Annotated in this window: 19 protein-coding genes; 16 read left to right on the top strand and 3 right to left on the bottom strand. The window is 46.2% G+C overall.

Going from position 1 to position 19,938, the window contains the following annotated elements:
- The first annotated feature begins 20 nt into the window (after positions 1 to 20).
- Positions 21 to 1,976, top strand: coding sequence for a sensor domain-containing protein (locus tag HFA01_RS03660; protein ID WP_146813317.1), 1,956 nt, complete (start codon positions 21 to 23; stop codon positions 1,974 to 1,976).
- A gap of 212 nt (positions 1,977 to 2,188) precedes the next feature.
- On the opposite strand, the gene HFA01_RS03655 is transcribed toward HFA01_RS03660, so the two are convergent.
- Together HFA01_RS03655 and HFA01_RS03650 are read right to left on the bottom strand one after the other, a co-directional pair.
- The gene (locus HFA01_RS03655; protein WP_089654777.1) at positions 2,189 to 2,314 is read right to left on the bottom strand and encodes a YjcZ family sporulation protein; all 126 of its coding nucleotides are present in this window, start codon (positions 2,312 to 2,314) and stop codon (positions 2,189 to 2,191) included.
- Between the two features lie 75 nt (positions 2,315 to 2,389).
- Positions 2,390 to 2,593, bottom strand: coding sequence for a hypothetical protein (locus HFA01_RS03650; protein ID WP_146813315.1), 204 nt, complete (start codon positions 2,591 to 2,593; stop codon positions 2,390 to 2,392).
- Positions 2,594 to 2,868: 275 nt separating this feature from the next.
- On the opposite strand from HFA01_RS03650, the gene HFA01_RS03645 reads away from it, so the two are divergent.
- The 15 genes from HFA01_RS03645 (at position 2,869) to HFA01_RS03580 (ending at position 19,714) form a co-directional block, all read left to right on the top strand.
- Positions 2,869 to 4,353: a phytoene desaturase family protein gene (locus HFA01_RS03645; protein WP_146813365.1), complete on the top strand. Its 1,485-nt coding sequence runs from the start codon at positions 2,869 to 2,871 to the stop codon at positions 4,351 to 4,353.
- Entirely contained in the window at positions 4,350 to 5,825 is a 1,476-nt protein-coding gene (locus HFA01_RS03640; RefSeq protein WP_146813313.1) for a phytoene desaturase family protein, read from the top strand. The genes HFA01_RS03645 and HFA01_RS03640 overlap by 4 nt, the downstream gene beginning before the upstream one ends.
- 2 nt (positions 5,826 to 5,827) lie before the next feature.
- Positions 5,828 to 6,664, top strand: a complete 837-nt coding sequence (locus HFA01_RS03635) for a phytoene/squalene synthase family protein (RefSeq protein WP_146813311.1) — start codon at positions 5,828 to 5,830, stop codon at positions 6,662 to 6,664.
- Positions 6,665 to 6,878: 214 nt separating this feature from the next.
- A complete protein-coding gene (locus HFA01_RS18800) occupies positions 6,879 to 7,025 on the top strand; it encodes a hypothetical protein (protein WP_167449425.1) in 147 nt (48 codons plus the stop codon).
- A 168-nt stretch (positions 7,026 to 7,193) separates the two neighbouring features.
- On the top strand, positions 7,194 to 8,696 hold the full coding sequence (locus tag HFA01_RS03630; protein WP_146813309.1) for a UDP-N-acetylmuramoyl-L-alanyl-D-glutamate--2,6-diaminopimelate ligase: 1,503 nt from the start codon (positions 7,194 to 7,196) through the stop codon (positions 8,694 to 8,696).
- 171 nt (positions 8,697 to 8,867) lie between these two features.
- The gene (gene dppA, locus HFA01_RS03625) at positions 8,868 to 9,692 is read left to right on the top strand and encodes a D-aminopeptidase DppA (RefSeq protein ID WP_146813307.1); all 825 of its coding nucleotides are present in this window, start codon (positions 8,868 to 8,870) and stop codon (positions 9,690 to 9,692) included.
- A gap of 11 nt (positions 9,693 to 9,703) precedes the next feature.
- Positions 9,704 to 10,636, top strand: a complete 933-nt coding sequence (locus HFA01_RS03620; protein WP_146813305.1) for an ABC transporter permease — start codon at positions 9,704 to 9,706, stop codon at positions 10,634 to 10,636.
- 2 nt (positions 10,637 to 10,638) lie between these two features.
- Positions 10,639 to 11,595: an ABC transporter permease gene (locus HFA01_RS03615; RefSeq protein ID WP_371860306.1), complete on the top strand. Its 957-nt coding sequence runs from the start codon at positions 10,639 to 10,641 to the stop codon at positions 11,593 to 11,595.
- Positions 11,596 to 11,601: 6 nt separating this feature from the next.
- A complete protein-coding gene (locus HFA01_RS03610; protein WP_146813303.1) occupies positions 11,602 to 12,600 on the top strand; it encodes an ABC transporter ATP-binding protein in 999 nt (332 codons plus the stop codon).
- Positions 12,601 to 12,622: 22 nt separating this feature from the next.
- Entirely contained in the window at positions 12,623 to 14,251 is a 1,629-nt protein-coding gene (locus HFA01_RS03605; RefSeq protein WP_146813301.1) for a peptide ABC transporter substrate-binding protein, read from the top strand.
- Positions 14,252 to 14,308: 57 nt separating this feature from the next.
- Complete coding sequence (locus HFA01_RS03600; protein WP_146813299.1) at positions 14,309 to 15,229, top strand: S66 peptidase family protein; 921 nt, start codon at positions 14,309 to 14,311, stop codon at positions 15,227 to 15,229.
- A gap of 15 nt (positions 15,230 to 15,244) precedes the next feature.
- Entirely contained in the window at positions 15,245 to 16,342 is a 1,098-nt protein-coding gene (locus tag HFA01_RS03595; protein WP_146813297.1) for a dipeptide epimerase, read from the top strand.
- Positions 16,343 to 16,368: 26 nt separating this feature from the next.
- Entirely contained in the window at positions 16,369 to 17,316 is a 948-nt protein-coding gene (locus HFA01_RS03590) for a C40 family peptidase (RefSeq protein WP_246139266.1), read from the top strand.
- Positions 17,313 to 18,338 carry an ABC transporter ATP-binding protein gene (locus HFA01_RS03585; RefSeq protein WP_146813293.1) on the top strand — a complete coding sequence of 342 codons (1,026 nt, stop codon included), beginning with the start codon at positions 17,313 to 17,315 and terminating at the stop codon, positions 18,336 to 18,338. Before HFA01_RS03590 ends, HFA01_RS03585 begins: the two co-directional genes overlap by 4 nt.
- Before the next feature lie 149 nt (positions 18,339 to 18,487).
- Complete coding sequence (locus HFA01_RS03580; RefSeq protein ID WP_146813291.1) at positions 18,488 to 19,714, top strand: MFS transporter; 1,227 nt, start codon at positions 18,488 to 18,490, stop codon at positions 19,712 to 19,714.
- A 41-nt stretch (positions 19,715 to 19,755) separates the two neighbouring features.
- Here the strand turns inward: HFA01_RS03580 and HFA01_RS03575 are convergent, their stop codons facing one another.
- Positions 19,756 to 19,917, bottom strand: coding sequence for a DUF4021 domain-containing protein (locus HFA01_RS03575; protein WP_146813289.1), 162 nt, complete (start codon positions 19,915 to 19,917; stop codon positions 19,756 to 19,758).
- Between the last annotated feature and the right edge of the window lie 21 nt (positions 19,918 to 19,938).

The raw sequence follows: 19,938 nt of genomic DNA, 5'->3' as shown, positions 1-19,938 counted from the left end.
TGTTTTAGGGGGCACACCAAATGTCGGACCGTTTGAGAAAGCTTGCATTACCTATAGATGAATGGATTTACCAACAAATGAATGATGCCCTCCTTTTTGTGGATGCAGAAGGCAGGCTGCTTCGGTTTAATGAAAAATCGGGAGAGTTGATCGACGGAGATGTCCAATCACTCCTCGATCTCCTTGATTTTCATCAATTGAAGAAGGAAGAAGCACCGAAAATGGTAGAGCTTTCCCCGTCAGGTGGCTGTTTGTACAAGGTCCAGTGCCGACAGATGGAGCACGATAGATCCTTGTACGCCATCTTTCTCCAACCCGTCCCCATGCTTGATCAAACGGTCGAAGTCAAGAAAAAAATGGAGGAGCGATTGGCGGTTCCTTCCGAGGGGATGGTCATTCATGAAAAAGGGAAGATCATCGATTGTGATGAAACCCTCGCTCACATATTCGGTTACAAAAAAGATGAAATCATGAAGCAGGACGCGTTCACACTCACCGCAGAAGGTGAGCATGAAACGCTTCACAGCCTTTTTCTAAGCTATCCCGAACAGCCATATGTGTTGCAAGCGATCAAGAAAGACGGTACCCCTTTTTATATCGAAGTTCTCGCTCATCCTTACCCGCAGGAAGGCCGTATTTTACGCGTTGCCATCGTTCGGGACATTACCGAACGTGTACATAACGAGAGAAAAATTGAATTCATGTCCTATTATGATGAGCTGACGGAGCTTCCCAACCGGTATTATTTCATGGATATGGTCAAAGAGGCCATCGAAGAAAAGGAGGGGCTCGCTGTCCACTTCATCGACCTCGATTATTTCAAACAGATCAATGACACCCTTGGATATTCATTCGGGGATGAACTGTTGAAAGCTTGTGCGTCAAGATTGAAACAGCATCAGGGGGCAGACACGTTCATGGCCCGGATGGGTGGGGATGAGTTCCTTGTATTGCAAAGGCAAGTCAATGACCAGAAGGATGCAGAGTCTCTGGCACAGAAATTGATTGAAGCCTTTCGTGAGCCTGTCGTCATTGACGGGTACGAGCTGTACACATCCGTAAGTATTGGCATCAGTCTATACCCCCAGCATGGAAAAACAGCGGGCGATCTCATCAAGCAGGCCGACAGCGCGATGTACACCGTTAAAGAACAGCAGCGAAATGATTACCTTTGCTATAATGCATCCATCAGTGAAGAGTTTGAACAAATGCTTTCCATCGATTCTGAACTTCGTAAAGCATTGAAAGAAAATCAATTGGAGTTGCACTATCAACCTCAAAAAAGCATTCACACAGGCGAAATTGTCGGCCTCGAAGCTTTGATCCGCTGGAACCATCCTGAAAAAGGGAGGATTTCCCCCGCGACCTTCATACCGGTCGCAGAGAAAAACGGCCAGATCTTTGAAATTGGCGATTGGGTCATACGGGAAGCTTGTCGTCAGAATAAGCAGTGGCAGGAAGAAGGGTTTCCAGCTGTCATCGTTGGTGTGAATCTTTCAGCCCTGCAGTTTTTACAAAAAGATCTCGTCAGCCGGGTGAAACAGGTCTTAGAAGAAACCGGACTTGATCCTATGTATCTTGAACTTGAAATTACCGAATCCATGGCGATGACGAATGAAGAGTACATCATCCAGACGCTGAATGATCTGCGAAATCTGGGCGTACACGTCTCGATCGATGACTTTGGTACCGGATATTCATCGCTCAAATACTTGAGCCGCTTCCCTGTAAGCAAATTGAAGATCGATAAAGTTTTCATCAGTGAAAATCAGGAGCAAAATCAAGCGATTGTAAAATCGATCATTCACATGTCCCATTCATTAAATATGAAAGTCATTGCCGAAGGGGTAGAGACCGCTGAACAATGGGACTTCCTAAAAAGTGAAAAGTGTGATGAGATCCAAGGGTATTTCTACAGTAAACCGCTACCGCCTGAGGAGTTAATCACAGTCTTTGAAAACAAATCCATCCATTAATAAAAAGGACACAGCCGATTGAAGGCTGTGTCCTTTTTTAGGAAAAAGAATAAAGATGAGTCTTGTAAAGGGGGAGAGGAATGTTCTTCCCCCATCCCTCACTCAGCGTCTCCTTCTACTTCTTCCAAAAGACGCTGGACAAGTCAGAGGGAAGGTCATCCTCCTGTCCCTTGTCCTGTGTTTATCGTTCCTTTTTCAAGCACCAAACCGTGTTAGCAGTAAAATGCTGCACCTACGATGATCAATAGGATGAACAATACGACGATCAAGGCGAAGTTATTGCCGTAACGTCGTGGTCTGTGGCACCGTCTTCCTCCGTAAGGATAGCCTCCGTACATAAGCTCACCTCCTGTTGTTACATTCGTAGCCTATGCAGGAGAGAGGGACTGTGTATGGTCATCTACCCACGTTCATCAAATCATGAAAGTAGGGGGCGAAAGTTTTGTGATTTTACTTTTTTGGTGCATGCTGTCCGATTGTTGCTCCTGGTGATGTTCACACTGATCCAGCTCCTCACACCAATGGTTCAACTGTTCGTTGCTGTATTGGTTGTGAGGAGGGTTGTGGGTCGAATGGGAAGGGTAATAAGGTCCGGAAATTCTTTGATTTGAATACATAACCATGCCTCCTTCGACGATATTATCCCCTCGATTCCCTTAATTATCCTTGTGTGATCCACCTTAAATCGTAAGAAGGAATTTGAAGATCAAGAAGCGAAAGTAGTACTTTACTAAAGTAGAGGGTTATAACATCCGCCGGAAGGGTAAAAAATGAGTATATAGAAATGGAAAAAACGGCAGAGCACATTGATGAAGATGGATCAATGGCTGCTTTTGTACATATTTTGTATAATGATTGCACAGTAGAAGTTCAGGAGAGAAGGTGGATGGTTATGAAGAGAATCGCCATAATCGGAGCGGGACCTGGTGGCTTAGCCTCAGCGATGATCCTAGCAGCTAAAGGCTATGACGTTCATGTCTATGAAAAACAATCCTATGTGGGCGGAAGGAACGGTCATTTTTCGCTCGGGGACTATACATTCGATATCGGCCCGACATTTTTGAGTATGCCCCAAATCATGGAGGAGATCTTCGAAATGTCAGGAAGAAATGTTCATGATTACATGGATTTGAAAGAACTTTCCCCCATGTATGAACTTCAATTTGACGGAAAAAGAGTACCGATGTACCGGGAACGGGAAAAAATGCTTGATGTCATTTCGGAGCATTTCCCGGGCAATGAGGCCGGATATGAAAACTTCATGCATGATACAAGGGAAAAAATGCAGGCGCTGATGCCTCTTTTGCAAACGAAACATAACAAACTGACGGACTATATGAGTAAAAGGGCGCTGAAAGCACTGCCGAAACTATCCCTTGGGAAATCTGTTTATGACGTTCTATCCGATTACTTTACAGACGAGCGGCTCAAAATCGCTTTTACGTTTCAGGCGAAGTACTTAGGCATGTCCCCTTGGGAATGTCCGGGAGCCTTCTCTATCCTCTCTTACATGGAACACGAGTGGGGAGTGTTCCATCCGATCGGAGGAGTCAATCAATTGTCGAAAGCGATGGCTAAAGTGACGGAGGAGCACGGGGGCAAGATTCATTTGAATGAAGGCGTTCAGAAAATCAACGTCTCAGGCAAAGAAATCACAGGCCTTGTGCTTGACTCTGGAGAGACGGTAAAGGCAGATGAATACATCATCAATGCTGACTTCGCTGAAGCGATGACCCGCTTAGTCGATGACGGCGTCCTGCGACGGCATTCCAAAGAGAAGCTTGAAAAGAAAAAGTTTTCATGCTCGACATTCATGATCTATGTAGGGCTCGACAAACGGTATGACATGCCACACCATACCATTCTTTTTGCAGAGGATTATCAAAAGAATGTGAATGAAATGACAAAAGACCTCGTGTTGTCCGATGAGCCGTCCATTTATATCCATAATGCAAGCGTGACCGATCCTACGCTTGCACCAGAGGGACATTCAGCCGTCTATATCTTAGCCCCCGTCCCGAACAATTATTCCGAAATCGACTGGGACGACAAGCAGGAAACATTCAAATCGTTGATCTATGACGAAATCGAGAAGAAAACAGGATTTACCGATATCCGCAGCCACGTCGTCGAAGAGAAAGTCCTTACTCCGAAGCAGTGGCAGAGCGACCATTTCGTGCATCAGGGCGCGACGTTCAGTCTCGGGCACCAGCTTTCCCAGATGATGTACTTCCGGCCGCACAACAGGTTCCAGGAACTTGATCACTGCTGGCTCGTCGGCGGGGGCACCCATCCGGGAAGCGGATTGCCGACCATTCTTGAATCGGCACGGATCACAACAGGGTGGATCAGGGAAGAGGAGGTGCAGCCGATATGAAAAAGACGAAAATCGTAGGCGGAGGTATCGGGGGGCTTGTAACGGCCCTGCTCTTATCCAAAGATCCGAACAGGAAAGTTTCCATCTATGAAAAGAAAGATGTGCTCGGAGGGAGACTGACTTACGAACGGCATGAAGCGTTCAAAATTGACCAGGGGCCTACCATCGTCCTTCTGCCTGAAATGCTTCTCAGTATTTTAGAAGAAGGAGGCATTTCAAGGGACCGTATTCCATTGATTCCATGCGATCCTCTTTATAATATCCATTTCCCTGACGGCACGACCTTCAATAAATATTCCGATGCTGAAAAACAAAAAGCAGAGCTGAAGGAGAAGTTTCCGGGCAATGAAAGGCATTTTGACCGGTTTTTAAGTGATATGCGCACTCGATTTTTGCAAGGGAAAGCTCAGTTTCTCGAAAAGTCATTCGTCGACAAACGAACGTTCTTCTCCCGTAAAAACATAAAAACATTGATTAAGTTAAAAGCTTACCAAAACGTGAAGAAAATGATGCGCAGCTACTTTGACGATGAACGTCTCGTAGAAGCTTACACGCTACAAACTTTGTACATCGGAGGCCACCCGGAACAATCACCGGCCATGTACTCGCTCGTGTCTTACAGTGAACATGAGCATGGCATCTGGTACATGAAAGGCGGCTATGCTCATCTTGTTGAGATCATCGAGGAGGAGTTGGAAAAAAGAGGAGTTCAAATTTTCAAAGGAACTTCTGTAGACCGTGTGGAAACTAAGAAAGATAGAGCGACCTCCTTAACCGCAGGGGGAGAAAAGGTCACCTTCGATGAGTTGATCTTGAACGGGGATTTTCCGTTGATGGACAAAATCATGCCTGCTGAAAATCAACTTCAACGGAAATACACTCCTTCCTCAGGTTGTCTGTTGCTCTATATGGGGCTTGACCGCATCTATAAAAACGACTCTATCCACCAGTTCTTCATGTCACATGACTTTGACAGCCATATGAGGCAAGTGTTCGTGGATAAACAATTGCCGGATGATCCATCGTTTTACACCTTCCACCCTTCCTTAGTGGATCCTTCACTCGCACCTGAAGGAAAAGGAGTGCTCTATACATTGATCCCTGTTCCTACAGGAGAAGCTGTGGATTGGGAGGAAAAAGATCATTTGGTCGAACGTGTCATCGATGCCATGGAGGAACGGGGATTCCCAGATTTAAGAAAACATATAGAATGGATGCATGTCCGGACTCCGGAAGATGCTGAACGTGAAGGCTTATATGCAGGAGGAAGTTTCGGAATAGCCCCGACCCTTTTCCAATCAGGAGTGTTCCGCCCACAACTGCAGCCATATGCGCTAGGCAATGTGTATGCGGTTGGAGCTTCCATTCATCCAGGCGGAGGCGTACCGATCGTCATGCAAGGAGCAAAATTGTTGGCAGATTATTTGCAATATGAGGTCAAAGAAAGGCATAATTACAAGCGAGGTGTTTAGTGATGACGGACTTGAACCAAGCATACAATCATTGTCGCAAAGTAATCGAAAAGCATTCCAAAACGTTCTCGAAAGCATTCGCTATGCTGCCCAAACAGCAGAAAAGAGCGGTTTGGGCGATTTATGCCTTTTGCCGTCGCGTCGATGATATCGTAGATGAAGGACAAAACCCAAAAGCAGAACTAGAATCTTTTTCCCAGCAATTTGATCAATTTATGGAAGGGAAGCTCGAACTAACTGATCCTTCCTGGCTCGCGCTCGATGATGTCTTCAGACACTTCTCCATCGATCCCGCACCCTATTATGACATGATTAAAGGTCAGCGTATGGACCTGTACCCCACCACCATCCGTACAAAAGAAGATTTGTTAGACTATTGTTATCATGTCGCAAGTACCGTTGGTCTGATGCTTCTGCCTGTAATCGCTCCAGGAAAAGTGGGAGCTCTCCGTCAAGGGGCGATTGAACTCGGCTACGCCATGCAAATCACCAATATCCTGCGGGACATTGGCGAGGACATGGAAATTGACCGCATTTACTTACCCCAAGAAGTGATGGATCTTCATGGCTATTCGTTTTTTGATTTGAAAGAGAAAAAGGTCAATCAAGCGTTCATCCGCATGTGGGAAGACTTGGCTTCTGATGCGGAATTCTACTACGACAAGGCAATGAAGACATTACCTGATTATCCGATTTATTCACGGACACCGGTCGGAGGCGCCGCCAAAATGTATCGGGCTATCCTCCCGACAGTAAGAAAAAACGGCTATCATGTATTCAACCACCGTAACTACGTGACCGATCAAGAAAAGAAGCAGATCATTGCAGACATGCAGTGATGCTGCTTTTTTTTTTGTTTAAGCGAGTCACCCCTTCCGTGCGTGACTCGCGCGCAAGAGAGTCACAACCGCGCGCAAGAGAGTCACAACCGCGCACAAGCACGTCATAATCGCGCGCAGCCCGCCTCAACCAAGCACAAAAACCTACCATGTATATTCCTGCCTACTCCTGCAAATACTTGTAGCAACGATGGATCAGGAAAGGTAGAGTAGAATGGCAGAAAAATATTTAATCTATTACCAGGCAAAATCAGGCGTCGTGAAACAGGTACCTGTGTATGCGTCGCATAAAGAAAAAGCGCGCGAGAGTCATTTGAAAAGTAACCCGCAGGCAAAAATCACACATATTCGTCTTTTATAACTCATTTTCTTTAGAAGAAAAGGCAGCGCCGCACCAGGCGCTGCCTTTTTTATGTGAAGAACTAATGAATTCAAGATGTCAGGTTTCAAAAATCTTGAATATGGGAATTGAGAGGAATATAGCACTTTACCGAAATAAAGCGGATTTTAATGAACAGAGGATGATGATATGAAAAAGAAGACGTACAACCTGGACGAGCTATTGAACGGTTCTTTCCAAGGTCCGGGTCGCCAGGAAATTCGTTCCGTGTCTTATGATTCAAGGGAAATCGAAGCGGGGGATGCTTTTATCTGCATAAAGGGAGACCATCATGATGGTCATTTTTATATAAAGCAGGCGATTGAAGCGGGTGCTCGCACCGTTGTTGGAACGGATCATAAAATGTTGGATCTTTTTGCAGCCGAACACCCTCAACTCAGCTTTATACTTGTGAAAGACAGCCGTTCTGCGCTTGCTGTATTGTCTTCTATTGTTTGTGGTTCTCCTTCAGAATCTTTACATACGATCGGAGTTACGGGAACGAATGGGAAAACGACGGTGGCGACGTTCACACATTCCATTTTAAACAGCCTTTCATTCCGGACAGGATCGCTCGGAACAGCAGGGATCTGGGATGACCGCGAGAAAAGAGATTTCAAACAGACGGTGCCAACGACCCCTGAAGCACCGGATATCCATAAAGTATTGGAATATTTTTGTGAGAAAAAGATGCAGGCAGCCGTGATTGAATCCACATCGATCGCTCTTGAACAAAAAAGACTAGAAACCATCCACTTCAATGTAGCGATCCACACCAATCTCACCCCGGAACATTTGGAATTCCATCAAACCATGGACGCCTACAAAAAGGCGAAAATGAAGTTGTTCAAGCAGGCGGATCAAGCGGTGATTAATGCCGATGACCCACTAATGGCTGATGATCTCATCCATACGTTTAAAGGTCCAGCCATCACGTACGGGATTCGTCAGCCCGCCGATCTTCAAGCCTCTCATATCCATACGACTAGAACAGGGACCACCTTTGAACTGGATGCTTTCGGAACCAAATATATGGTCCAAGCTCCTGTGTTTGGCGAATACAATGTATCGAATTTACTCGCAGCGATGGCCGCCTGTCATCAAGTTGGTTTCTCGATGGCCTCCATCCTTTCTGTCATCAGTCATATTCGTAAACCTGAAGGCCGTTTTCAAATGGTGGATAAAGATGTACCTTATCAGCTGATCTTGGACTATGCCCATACCCCGGATGCGCTGGCACATGTTTTAGAATCCGTTAAACAAATTCCACATCGGAAATTGATTGTCATGATTACTGGAATTGGATTACGAGATCCTAAAAAGCGGCCCCTCATGGCAAAGGCAGTCGAAAGTGTGGCGGATGAAGTGATTGTGAGTGTCGATCAGCCAGGCCATGCAGATCGACAGGAGGTCGTCAATGATGTTTGTCGTGGATTTAAGCAGCCATCCTCCCCGCACATCCATACACGACTGCATAGAGAAGAAGGCATCCACTTGGCGCTTGATCTAGCAAGGACAGGTGATGTGGTTTTACTGACCGGCATAGGATTCGGTGGTTACCAAATTATCGGTGATGAGAAGGTTCCTTATTCTGAGCTTCAAGTCATTGATTCCTACTATGAAAACCAATCATTAGTCATAAAGCCTGTGTGAAAACCTGGAGTCCAGACTCCAGGTTTTTTGTTTGGTGTAAGCCCATGCCACTCGACTTGGAACGTTTACGCATTAAATAGAAGTAGAGTAAGAGTCCTATTGCAAAATTTGTCATCTACTGGTAAAATTTTATGAAAATTAACAATATTACCAAAAATGGAGATGATTTTCATGAAGTTGTACCTCTCCGTCGACATGGAGGGCATTACGGGAATACCTGATTACACCTTTGTTGATTCTTCAAAGCACAATTATGAACGGGCGAGGAGGATCATGACACAAGAAACGAATCATGTCATTGAAGCGGCCTTTCAAAACCATGCGGAAGAAGTATTAGTCAATGACAGCCATTCCAAGATGAACAATCTACTGATTGATGAGATTCATCCGGATGCCACACTGATTACAGGAAGTGTCAAGCCGCTATCTATGATTCAAGGGCTGGATGAATCTTATGCTGGAGCAATCTTTTTAGGGTACCATGCGAGGGCAGCTCAAAAAGGCGTCCTTTCACACTCGATGAGCTTTGGGGTTCGTAATTTTTACATAAATGATGTAGCCGTAGGGGAGCTTGGCTTTAATGCCTATGTGGCCGGTTATTACGGCGTTCCTGTTTTGATGGTTGCCGGGGATGACTGTGCAGCGATGGAAGCAGAATACCTCATTCCGAATATCGTGACAGCCCCGGTGAAAGAAACCATATCCCGGTCTGCAGTGAAGAGTTTGACACCGAAAAAGGCTGGGGAACTTTTGCAAAAACGCACGTCGGAAGCGATACATAATCGAGATCGAATCGAACCGCTCGTACCACCAGAGTACCCGATCCTACGCATTGAATTTATGAATTACGGACAGGCGGAATGGGCAAATCTTATGCCTGGTACGGAAATCGAACCAGATTCAACAACGGTACGGTTTCAGGCTAAAAACATAGTGGAAGCATACCAAGCCATGCTTGTCATGACAGAGCTTGCCATGCAGACAACATCCAGCTAGGGGGAGTAGTCGTGGCGAAATACATATTGAAACGTTTCATTTACATGATTGTTACTGTTTTTATCATTGCAACGCTCACGTTTTTCTTAATGAACTTACTTCCGGGTTCTCCGTTCAATGAAGAGCGGACAACCAACGAAGCCGTTCAGAAGAATTTAGAAGCCCATTATCATCTGGATGAACCGTTAGTTGTGCAATACGTTTTGTACTTAAAGTCGATTGTGACCCTGGATTTCGGTCCTTCGATCAAACAACCAACAGAGACGGTCAATTCATTGCTAGGCAGAGGTTTTCCGATATCCGCTGAGTTAGGCATATGGACGATCCTCATTGCGTTAATTTCTGGTGTTGCCCTCGGTGTTTTTGCAGCATTGAAGCACAATGGCGTAATCGATTACATAGCGATGACCATCGCCGTACTCGGGATATCGATTCCTAACTTTGTATTAGCTACCTTGTTAATCCAGCAGTTAGCGGTGAACCTGGGCGTGCTTCCTGCTGCGACATGGAGCAGTCCTCAACATATGGTGCTCCCGATTATTGCGCTTGCCACCGGCCCGATGGCGATTATCGCCCGTCTGACCAGGTCGAGCATGCTCGAGACGTTAACACAGGATTACATAAAAACCGCGCGAGCCAAAGGGTTATCCCCAGCAAAAATCATTGTGAAGCACGCATTGAAAAATGCACTCATGCCGGTGGTCACCATTTTAGGTACCCTTCTTGCAGGGGTCTTGACCGGGACGTTTGTCATTGAAAAGATCTTCGCCATCCCCGGTATGGGTAAATATTTCGTTGAAGGGATCAACCAGCGGGACTATCCGGTCATTATGGGAACCACCGTATTTTACAGTGCGTTTCTTGTATTGATGCTGTTTTTGGTGGATATCGCATACGGAATTCTCGATCCTAGAATCAAGCTTCATAAAGAAGGAGGCAAATAATAGTGATTCCGGCAAAAAAACAGAAGGAACAAACGCCTCATTCATCCATACCGGACGAATGGTTTAAACCGAAAGAGAAAAATACCGACGATGCGGAATCCGTTGTCCGTCCTTCTCTTTCCTATTGGGAAGATGCTTGGAGAAGACTCAGACAGAATAAATTAGCCATGTCAGGGCTTATTTTTCTTATTATTCTGGGGGTTATGGCTGTCATTGGTCCTTGGATTTCGCCGCACGATGTGGACACTCAAAACCTGCCCAATCAGAATCAGGCTCCGTCGCTTAACCATTGGTTCGGGACAGATGAATTAGGCCGGGATGTATTTACAAGGACATGGTACGGGGCAAGGATCTCCTTATTTGTAGGTCTGATGGCCGCTTTGATCGACTTTTTTATTGGAGTCGCTTATGGAGGACTTTCCGGATATAAAGGGGGGCGAACGGATAACGTCATGATGCGGATCATCGAAATTCTTTATGGCCTGCCTTATCTACTCGTCGTTATCCTGCTCCTCGTGGTCATGGGTCCGAGTCTTTTAACCATCATCATCGCTTTAACGGTTACCGGTTGGGTTGGTATGGCCCGAATAGTCAGAGGGCAGGTTCTGCAGTTGAAACACAATGAATTCGTCATGGCATCCCAGTCGTTCGGCGCGAAAACGAAGCGGATCATTCAAAAGAACCTGCTGCCGAACACAATGGGGCCGATTATCGTCCAGATGACGCTCACTGTTCCAACCGCTATATTTGCCGAAGCTTTTTTAAGCTTTTTGGGACTGGGTATTCAATCTCCCTATGCAAGCTGGGGGATGATGGCCAATGATGCGCTTGGTGTCATTTTATCAGGCGACTGGTGGCGTCTTTTCTTTCCTGCCTTTTTCATTTCAGCAACCATGTTCGCTTTTAACGTGCTTGGAGATGGTCTCCAGGATGCGCTTGATCCTAAGCTCAGGAGGTAAACATCAATGGAAAAAATCTTGGACATTCGTGACCTGCATGTGTCTTTCAAAACATTCGGGGGAGAAGTACAGGCCGTACGCGGCGTGAATTTAGAATTATATCGCGGGGAAACCCTTGCCATTGTCGGGGAGTCCGGTTGTGGGAAGAGTGTCACGGCGAACAGCATCATGCGCCTTATTCCAACCCCTCCCGGTGAGATCAAGGATGGGTCCATTCTTTTCAAAGGGCAGGATATGACTCAGCTTTCGGACAGGGAAGTAAGGAAAATCCGCGGGGTTGATATTTCGATGATTTTCCAGGATCCCATGACGGCTTTAAATCCCACCTTGACCGTCGGGGACCAATTGACAGAGGGGCTTCGCCAGCATCGTACGATTACCAAGAAAGAAGCGAATACGCAGGCGATCGAAATGCTGACCCTTGTGGGAATCCCCAATCCTGTGGAACGTATGAAACAGTATCCGCATGAATTCAGTGGCGGCATGCGCCAGCGAATCGTGATTGCGATGGCGCTGATCTGTGATCCTGAACTTCTGATTGCCGATGAACCCACGACAGCTTTAGATGTAACCATCCAGGCGCAAATCCTTCAGCTGTTTCAAAAGATTCAGAAACAGACCGGTGTTTCCATCATCCTTATCACGCATGATTTAGGGGTGGTCGCTAAAATAGCGGATCGGATTGCGGTCATGTATGCCGGAAAGGTCATTGAAACAGGGACACGGAAAGAGATCTTTTACACTCCCCAGCACCCTTACACAAAAGGGCTGCTTCACTCCGTTCCCCGGATGGATCAAAAAGGAGAAAAACTAATACCTATAGATGGCACACCGCCGGATTTGTTTTCCCCACCGGAGGGATGTCCTTTTGCTGCCAGGTGCCCGATGGCCATGGAAGTGTGCACAAAGGTGTATCCGTTTCAATCTGAGTTGAGCAGAACACATGAAGTGGACTGTTGGCTGCAGGATGAGCGAGCAAAGAAATATATGGCGTCAACTTATTAAACATATAGAGAGGAGAACGAAAATGAAAAAATGGTGGACAATCTTAACAGGGGTTTTACTTGTATTTGTATTAGCCGCATGTACAGCTTCGGAAAGTGCAGGAGATAGTGATGAGGGTGGTTCTGAAGGAGAAGGTGATTCAGGAACCAAAACGCTTTTGCTGAACAACGGAGAAGAGCCGACATCCTTCGATCCATCTCAAGGATTTGATGCGGTTTCCTGGAACGCGCTGAACAACTTGATGGAAGGTCTGACCCGTCTTGGCAAAGATCATACGCCAGAACCAGCAACCGCTGAGGAATGGGAAATTTCCGAAGATGGGAAGGAATATACCTTCTTCATTCGTGAGGATGCAAAATGGTCAAATGGTGATGACGTGACAGCTGGGGACTACGAGTTTGCGTGGAAACGTCTTCTTGATCCTGAAACGGCTTCTCCGGCAGCATTCCTTGGTTATTTCATTGAAGGTGGAGAAGCCTTCAACAATGGAGAAGGATCAGCTGATGATGTAATGGTAGAAGCGGTGAATGACAAAGAGTTGAAAGTGACCTTGAGTGCACCAACAGGATATTTCTTGAATATCATTTCCAACCCGGCGTTTTTCCCAGTCAATGAGTCTGTAGCAACAGAAAATCCAGAGTGGTTTGCTGAAGCGGACAGCTTTGTAGGAAACGGACCATTCGCATTGGCAGAATGGAAACATGACAGTGAAATGCTTATGAAAAAGAATGAAGAATATTGGGATCACGAGACAGTGAAGCTTGATGAAGTCCACTGGGCGATGGTGAATGATACCAATACGGAATACCAAATGTATGAAAGTGGAGAGCTTGACACCTCCAATATACCATCTGATATGGCTGAGGAGCTGTTAGACAGTGAAGAAGTGTCGATTCAGGACCAGGCAGGTACAGCGTTCTACCGTTTTAATGTCAATGAAGAGCCTTTCCAGAATGAGAAGATAAGAAAAGCCCTTGCCATGAGCGTCAATCAACAGGAAATCGTCGATTATGTGACGAAGAATAAAGAGGAACCTGCTTATGGGTTCGTCTCTTATGGGTTTGAGAGTCCATCAGGAGAAGACTTCCGTGAGCACAATGGCAAGCTTGTCCAACCAAATGTAGAAGAAGCGAAACAATTGCTGCAGGAAGGAATGGAGGAAGAAGGCTACGACGAACTTCCAGCCATCACCCTTTCCTATAACACGAGTGAAGACAACAAGAAAATTGCAGAAACCATCCAGCAAATGTTCAAAGAAAACCTTGGCGTAGAAGTTACGCTTGAGAATGCGGAATGGAACGTCTTCCTTGAAGCGCAAAAAGCTTTGGAACACCAACTTTCCAGAAGTTCTTTCTTAGCCGACTATGCCGATCCCATCAACTTCCTTGAAAGCTTCACGACGGATTCTTCCATGAACCGTACAGGTTGGTCGAATGAAGAATACGATCAGCTGATCGCCGATGCTAAAAATGAAGCGGATGAAGAACAGCGTTGGGAATTGATGTATGAAGCAGAGAAGCTTCTTTTTGAAGAGATGCCAATCTTCCCTGTTCATTTCTATAACCAAGTCGTTCTTGAGAAAGACAGCGTATCCGATATCGTTCGTCACCCTGTAGGGTATCTTGAGTTGAAGTGGGCAGATAAACAATAAACTTTCTATGAAAAGAGGCGATTCTTTCGCCTCTTTTCCTTCATTGGAGGAATGGAAATGATCAAGCCGAAACGGTTGAATCAGGGGGATACGGTGGGCGTTATAGCTCCGGCAAGTCCCCCGGATCTTAAAAACTTGGACAAAGGCCTTTCTTTTCTGGAAAGCTTAGGCTTGAAAGTGAAACTAGGAGTTCATGTAAAGAAAAAGCATGGCTATCTAGCAGGAAATGATGAAGAAAGAATGGAAGACTTCCATCAGATGTTTCAAGACTCCGAAGTAGCCGCTATCTTTTGTGCTGGTGGGGGATACGGAACAGGAAGGATTCTTTCGACCATTGATTATGCAACAGTTAAAGCAAACCCCAAAATTTTTTGGGGGTATAGTGATATCACGAGTTTACATACGGCGATTCGTCAAGAAACTGGACTGGTCACTTTTCACGGGCCTATGCTTTGTTCGGATGTTGGAAAAGAAGATTTTGATGAGGAATCAAAAAAAATGTTCCAGCAGCTGTTCCAACCTGAGGTGGTCCATTACGACGAACGTCTTTCCCCATTAGAAGTCATTGGAGAAGGGGAAGCGTCAGGGGAAGTGGTAGGTGGAAATCTTTCTTTACTTGTAAATACCATGGGCACCCCTTACGAGATCGATACAAAAGGCAAATTACTGTTCATAGAAGACGTTGGAGAGCAACCCTACCGTTTGGATTCCTTCTTTAATCAACTGAAACTTGCAGGCAAATTGGAAGATGCGGCGGGCATCATCCTTGGAGACTTTAGTGGAACGGAAACAGAAAAAACAAAAGAGACCTTGTCTTTGGCACAGGTTTATGAAGACTATTTTTCTCGTTTGAAAAAACCGGTGTTAGCCGGGTTTAAGATTGGTCACTGTCTGCCCCATTACAGTATTCCATTTGGAACAGACGCTGTGTTATCCAGTCACAAGAAGTCCTTGATGATCCAGCCGGGTGTCTATTAAGAAAGGTGGAGGAACATGAGAATTCAGTCGATTGAAACGTATCCGGTGGCGATTCCCTTACATACTCCGTTCAAAACGGCATTACGCACCGTGACTGTCGCTGAGTCCATTTACGTAAAAGTGGTTGGTGAGGATGGGACCGTAGGGTGGGGAGAAGCTCCGCCGACGGTCGTGATCACCGGAGAGAGTTTAACGAGTATCGATCATACGATAAAGAAAATCATCACTCCTGTTTTGCTCGGAAAGGACATGACCTATCGCGAGGACCTTTTTGAGAGGCTTCATAGCTGTTGCATTGGGAATACAAGTGCTAAAGCGGCTGTGGATATCGCTATACACGACCTTTTAGGTAAAGTCTATCAAATTCCTCTCTATCAGTTTCTCGGTGGAGCGAAGTGCGAGTTGGAAACCGATTATACGGTCAGTGTAAACGAGCCGGAAGAAATGGCGGAAGATGCGGCCCGTTATGTAGGTCAGGGGTTTAAAACCTTAAAGGTGAAAGTAGGAAAAGATACCATCCAAAAAGATATCGAACGGATTCAGACCATTCATGAGCGGGTAGGAGAAGAGGTGCGGATCAGGCTGGATGCGAATCAAGGGTGGTCGCCGAAAGAGGCCATCTATGCCATCCGCAAAATGGAAGACCATCACCTTCCCATTGAATTCGTGGAACAGCCTGTCCATGCCAAAAACATCGAAGGGATGAAGCAAGTAACCGAACATACGTACACACCGATCATGGCTGATGAGAGTGTTTTTAGTCCAACAGACGCAAGGCGGATCCTGGAGACAAGGAGCGCCGATTTGATCAATATCAAACTGATGAAATCCGGTGGTATTCATCAAGCTATGAAAATCAACCATCTGGCAGAAGCGTATGGAGTGGAATGCATGGTTGGCAGCATGATTGAGACAAAACTCGGAATTACGGCAGCCGCGCATTTTGCAGCAAGTCAAAGCAATATTACAAGGGTCGACTTTGATGCCCCGTTGATGCTTACCGAAGACCCGATTGAGGGCGGGATCCAGTATGAAAAAGCGCGGCTTACGTTTACAGAAGGCTCCGGGATGGGGCTAGGAAACGTAAAGACCGAACAGATCGTAAATATATAAAACACGTCTTTTCAAGGAGGTCAATGATGACACAAACGAAAGAAAACCCAGAAAAAAGAGTGGTGCGCGTCCCCGTAGCTACTCTTTGGACAGCCTCTGATTCTCCAAGAGCAGTGGATCAAACTTCACTCACAGCATCAGCTTCTATGAGAGACTGGCTGAAAGTTTTGAATGACGATCAAAAGCGAGAACTGTGTGATGAGAACCTTGTTCAGTCCCAACTTCTGCTAGGTGAAGAAGTTTGGGTAGAGGAGTGGGGGGATGACTGGGCAAAAGTCGTGGTTCCCTCACAGCCTTCCAAAAAAGATAAGCGGGGCTATCCTGGTTATATTCCGGGAAGTCAGCTGGTCGAAAAAAGGGAAGACGAATGGAAGGCAAACAAACAGGCGATTGTCCATAAAAAGCAAGCATGGCTCTACAATGGTGCAGAAGAACCGCTTATGGAAGTCAGTTATTTAACTTCTCTTCCTGTCATCGAGGAAAATGATACATTTGTAAAAGTTCTTTCTCCGGATGGGGCTGGGTATTTTCTCTCTGAAGACGTCGCTGTCCAAACGAAAGAGGAAACGACGGGTAAAGGAAACGGGGAAGACCTCATTCGCTCAGGAGAAGCATTCGTCGGGCTTCCCTATTTTTGGGGAGGAATGAGTGCTTTCGGATACGACTGCTCAGGCTTTGCCTACAACATGCATAAAGCCTTCCACTACGAAATTCCAAGAGACGCGACAGATCAGGCGAAGAGTGGAATGAACGTCCCCTTGGACGATCTTCAAGTGGGGGACCTGCTGTTCTTTGCTTATGAGGAAGGAAAAGGAAGCATTCATCACGTCGGTTTTTACTATGGAGACAACAAGATGCTTCATTCACCGAATGTTGGCAAGAGCATTGAAATCATTGACTTGGAAGGAACCGTCTATGAAAAAGAATTATGTGTGGCAAGAAGATATTGGAACGAGATGGAGGAGACCTCATGAGCCTGCATAAGACACTTGAAGTGAAAGATCTTAAAAAGCATTTTAAGATGGGAAAAGGGAAATCATTGAAAGCTGTCGATGGCGTCAGTTTTGACTTGTACAAAGGAGAGACGCTTGGACTTGTCGGAGAATCCGGCTGCGGAAAGTCGACGACAGGGCGTACAATCATGAACCTCTACGAAAAAACGAGTGGAGAAGTCCTTTTTGAAGGCCAAAGTGTTCAAGACCGTACACCAAAAGAACAATTTCGTTTAAAGCGCCAAATGCAAATGATTTTCCAAGACCCTTATGCATCACTCAATCCTCGTTCAACCGTATCGGAAATCATACTCGAACCAATGGAGATCCACGGTCTCTTTCCTTCGAATAAGGAAAGGATGGAGCGTGTCTACGAGCTGCTTGAAGAAGTGGGGTTAAATCGGGATCATGCCAATCGTTACCCTCATGAATTCAGTGGCGGACAGCGTCAGCGGATAGGGATTGCGAGAGCCCTGGCACTCGACCCGGAAATTATTATCGCAGATGAACCGATTTCTGCCTTGGATGTATCGGTTCAAGCGCAAGTGGTTAACTTACTGGAGCGGCTTCAAGACGAAAAAGGTTTGACGTATTTGTTTATTGCCCATGACCTTTCTATGGTCCAACACATCTCGGATCGGATTGGTGTCATGTATCTCGGTCACTTGGTCGAGTTAACCAGCAGTGACCGGCTGTATGACACTCCTCTCCATCCTTATACCCAAGCCCTGCTTTCAGCCATTCCTATTCCTGATCCCGATATCGAAGATCAACGGGAACAAGTCATCATTGAAGGTGAAATCCCAAGCCCCATCGATCCTCCTAGTGGCTGTGTATTCCGGACACGGTGCCCTTTCGCTATGGATGTGTGCAGCGAGCAGTCTCCTGTATGGCAGGAAGTGGAACAAGGGCACCAAGTCGCTTGTCACTTGTATGATGATACCGTGGTCGACCCTTCCGAAAGAAACAAGAGGACAGATCAAATGAAAGTGAATATTCGTTGATAACAAAAGCATGCCATGATACGAGGCATGCTTTTGTTCCTTATAACCCTGGAAAACTACCACCGCTGAGATGAAGGGAAGTTCCCTTTTAATTATATACCCCGTGTGGTAACATAGTGGAATCAAATGAGTAGTGAGCAGGTGATCATATGAACCAAACCGTAAAAGTAGGTGTCAAAGAGAATATCTTTTCGTTTTCCCTCCTTGTGCTTATCAATTTCTTTGTAGGATCAATGGTTGGCTTGGAGCGGACGATTCTGCCGACCATGGGCGAGGAAATTTATGGAGTTGCCTCTGCAAGCGCCGCGCTGTCTTTTATCGTCAGCTTCGGTTTTTCAAAAGCAATCATGAATTTTTTCGCAGGGAGCATGGCGGACCGGTGGGGGAGAAAGCGCGTGCTTTTAGGGGGCTGGGCCATCGGTCTGGTCGTCCCTCTATTCGTCATCTTCGCTGAAGCGTGGTGGATGATCGTCTTGGCCAACATTTTCCTTGGAATCAATCAGGCCCTGACATGGTCCATGACCGTCAATATGAAGGTGGACCTTGCAAAGCCTGAACAGAGAGGACTAGCGGTGGGTTTTAATGAATTCGCTGGATACATGGGTGTGGCCGTTATGGCCGCGGGTTCAGGTTACGTGGCTTCCCGTTACTCACTCACACCAGAACCTTTTTATATCGGAATCGGACTCGTCCTCCTAGGGTTCTTTTTATCCTGTTTTGCAGAAGATACGAACAAGTATGTACAGAGCCAGGTGAAAAAGAAGAGCAGGATGGCCGCTTTATCAACAAAAGAAGTCTTCAAACAAACGACATGGAAAAATAAAAACTTATCCAGCAGCAGTGTGGCTGGATTGACGACGAACTTAAAAGACGGCATGGCGTGGGGGTTATTTCCTATTTTCTTGAGTGCTGGCGGACTTAGTGTCGGCCAAGTAGGGACCGTTGTCGCGCTTTACCCAGCGGCCTGGGGGTTCTTTCAATTATTCACAGGAATATGGAGTGACAAAATAGGCAGGAAGAAGCTGATTGTTTCAGGAATGCTGCTTCAAGGCCTTTCTCTATGGTTTATTCTCCTCGTCGAGACCTATCCTATGTGGTTGACCGGAGCCTTTTTCTTAGGTTTCGGTACGGCTATGGTCTACCCAACCATCCTGGCCTCGATCAGTGATGTCGCCCAACCGGAATGGAGAGCGACTTCCTTGGGGGTCTATCGTTTTTGGCGCGACAGTGGGTATGCGTTCGGAGCCATTCTTGCCGGTGTCTTTGCGGATGCTTTTTCTGTGTACTGGGCAATCGGGATTGTTGGGGCACTGCCGATTTTGTCTGGTCTTCTTTCGCTGTTCAGAATGGATGAAACCTTATCCTACGAGGATTAAAAAAGAGGAAAACATAGCTGTGAGGCTATGTTTTCCTCTTTTTATTTTTTATGGTCGTGCAGACGATCTTCTTCTTCCGTCTCAAGCATGCCGTAATCGCCGTTCATCGCCTGTTCATCCTGGTCGACTCCGAGATCATTGGTCACAGGGTTCATCGGGCGCTTTTCTTCTTGTCGCGGCTTGTTGCGTTTATTCTTCTCCATTCCGGACACCTCCCTTTTTAG

The sequence above is a fragment of the Halobacillus faecis genome, assembly GCF_007991335.1.
Taxonomy (GTDB): domain Bacteria; phylum Bacillota; class Bacilli; order Bacillales; family Halobacillaceae; genus Halobacillus; species Halobacillus faecis.
The sequence above is the reverse complement of the archived record's forward strand: the minus strand, read 5'-3'. Positions and strand labels throughout refer to the sequence as shown.

Coding starts and splice junctions, on each gene's coding strand:
- HFA01_RS03660 (WP_146813317.1), top strand. CDS start 21: ATGTCGGACCGTTTGAGAAAGCTTGCATTACCTATAGATGAATGGATT.
- HFA01_RS03635 (WP_146813311.1), top strand. CDS start 5,828: ATGACGGACTTGAACCAAGCATACAATCATTGTCGCAAAGTAATCGAA.
- HFA01_RS03650 (WP_146813315.1), bottom strand. CDS start 2,593: ATGTATTCAAATCAAAGAATTTCCGGACCTTATTACCCTTCCCATTCG.
- dppA (WP_146813307.1), top strand. CDS start 8,868: ATGAAGTTGTACCTCTCCGTCGACATGGAGGGCATTACGGGAATACCT.
- HFA01_RS03600 (WP_146813299.1), top strand. CDS start 14,309: ATGATCAAGCCGAAACGGTTGAATCAGGGGGATACGGTGGGCGTTATA.
- HFA01_RS03640 (WP_146813313.1), top strand. CDS start 4,350: ATGAAAAAGACGAAAATCGTAGGCGGAGGTATCGGGGGGCTTGTAACG.
- HFA01_RS03580 (WP_146813291.1), top strand. CDS start 18,488: ATGAACCAAACCGTAAAAGTAGGTGTCAAAGAGAATATCTTTTCGTTT.
- HFA01_RS03585 (WP_146813293.1), top strand. CDS start 17,313: ATGAGCCTGCATAAGACACTTGAAGTGAAAGATCTTAAAAAGCATTTT.
- HFA01_RS03610 (WP_146813303.1), top strand. CDS start 11,602: ATGGAAAAAATCTTGGACATTCGTGACCTGCATGTGTCTTTCAAAACA.
- HFA01_RS03575 (WP_146813289.1), bottom strand. CDS start 19,917: ATGGAGAAGAATAAACGCAACAAGCCGCGACAAGAAGAAAAGCGCCCG.
- HFA01_RS03630 (WP_146813309.1), top strand. CDS start 7,194: ATGAAAAAGAAGACGTACAACCTGGACGAGCTATTGAACGGTTCTTTC.
- HFA01_RS03645 (WP_146813365.1), top strand. CDS start 2,869: ATGAAGAGAATCGCCATAATCGGAGCGGGACCTGGTGGCTTAGCCTCA.
- HFA01_RS18800 (WP_167449425.1), top strand. CDS start 6,879: ATGGCAGAAAAATATTTAATCTATTACCAGGCAAAATCAGGCGTCGTG.
- HFA01_RS03605 (WP_146813301.1), top strand. CDS start 12,623: ATGAAAAAATGGTGGACAATCTTAACAGGGGTTTTACTTGTATTTGTA.
- HFA01_RS03590 (WP_246139266.1), top strand. CDS start 16,369: ATGACACAAACGAAAGAAAACCCAGAAAAAAGAGTGGTGCGCGTCCCC.
- HFA01_RS03595 (WP_146813297.1), top strand. CDS start 15,245: ATGAGAATTCAGTCGATTGAAACGTATCCGGTGGCGATTCCCTTACAT.
- HFA01_RS03655 (WP_089654777.1), bottom strand. CDS start 2,314: ATGTACGGAGGCTATCCTTACGGAGGAAGACGGTGCCACAGACCACGA.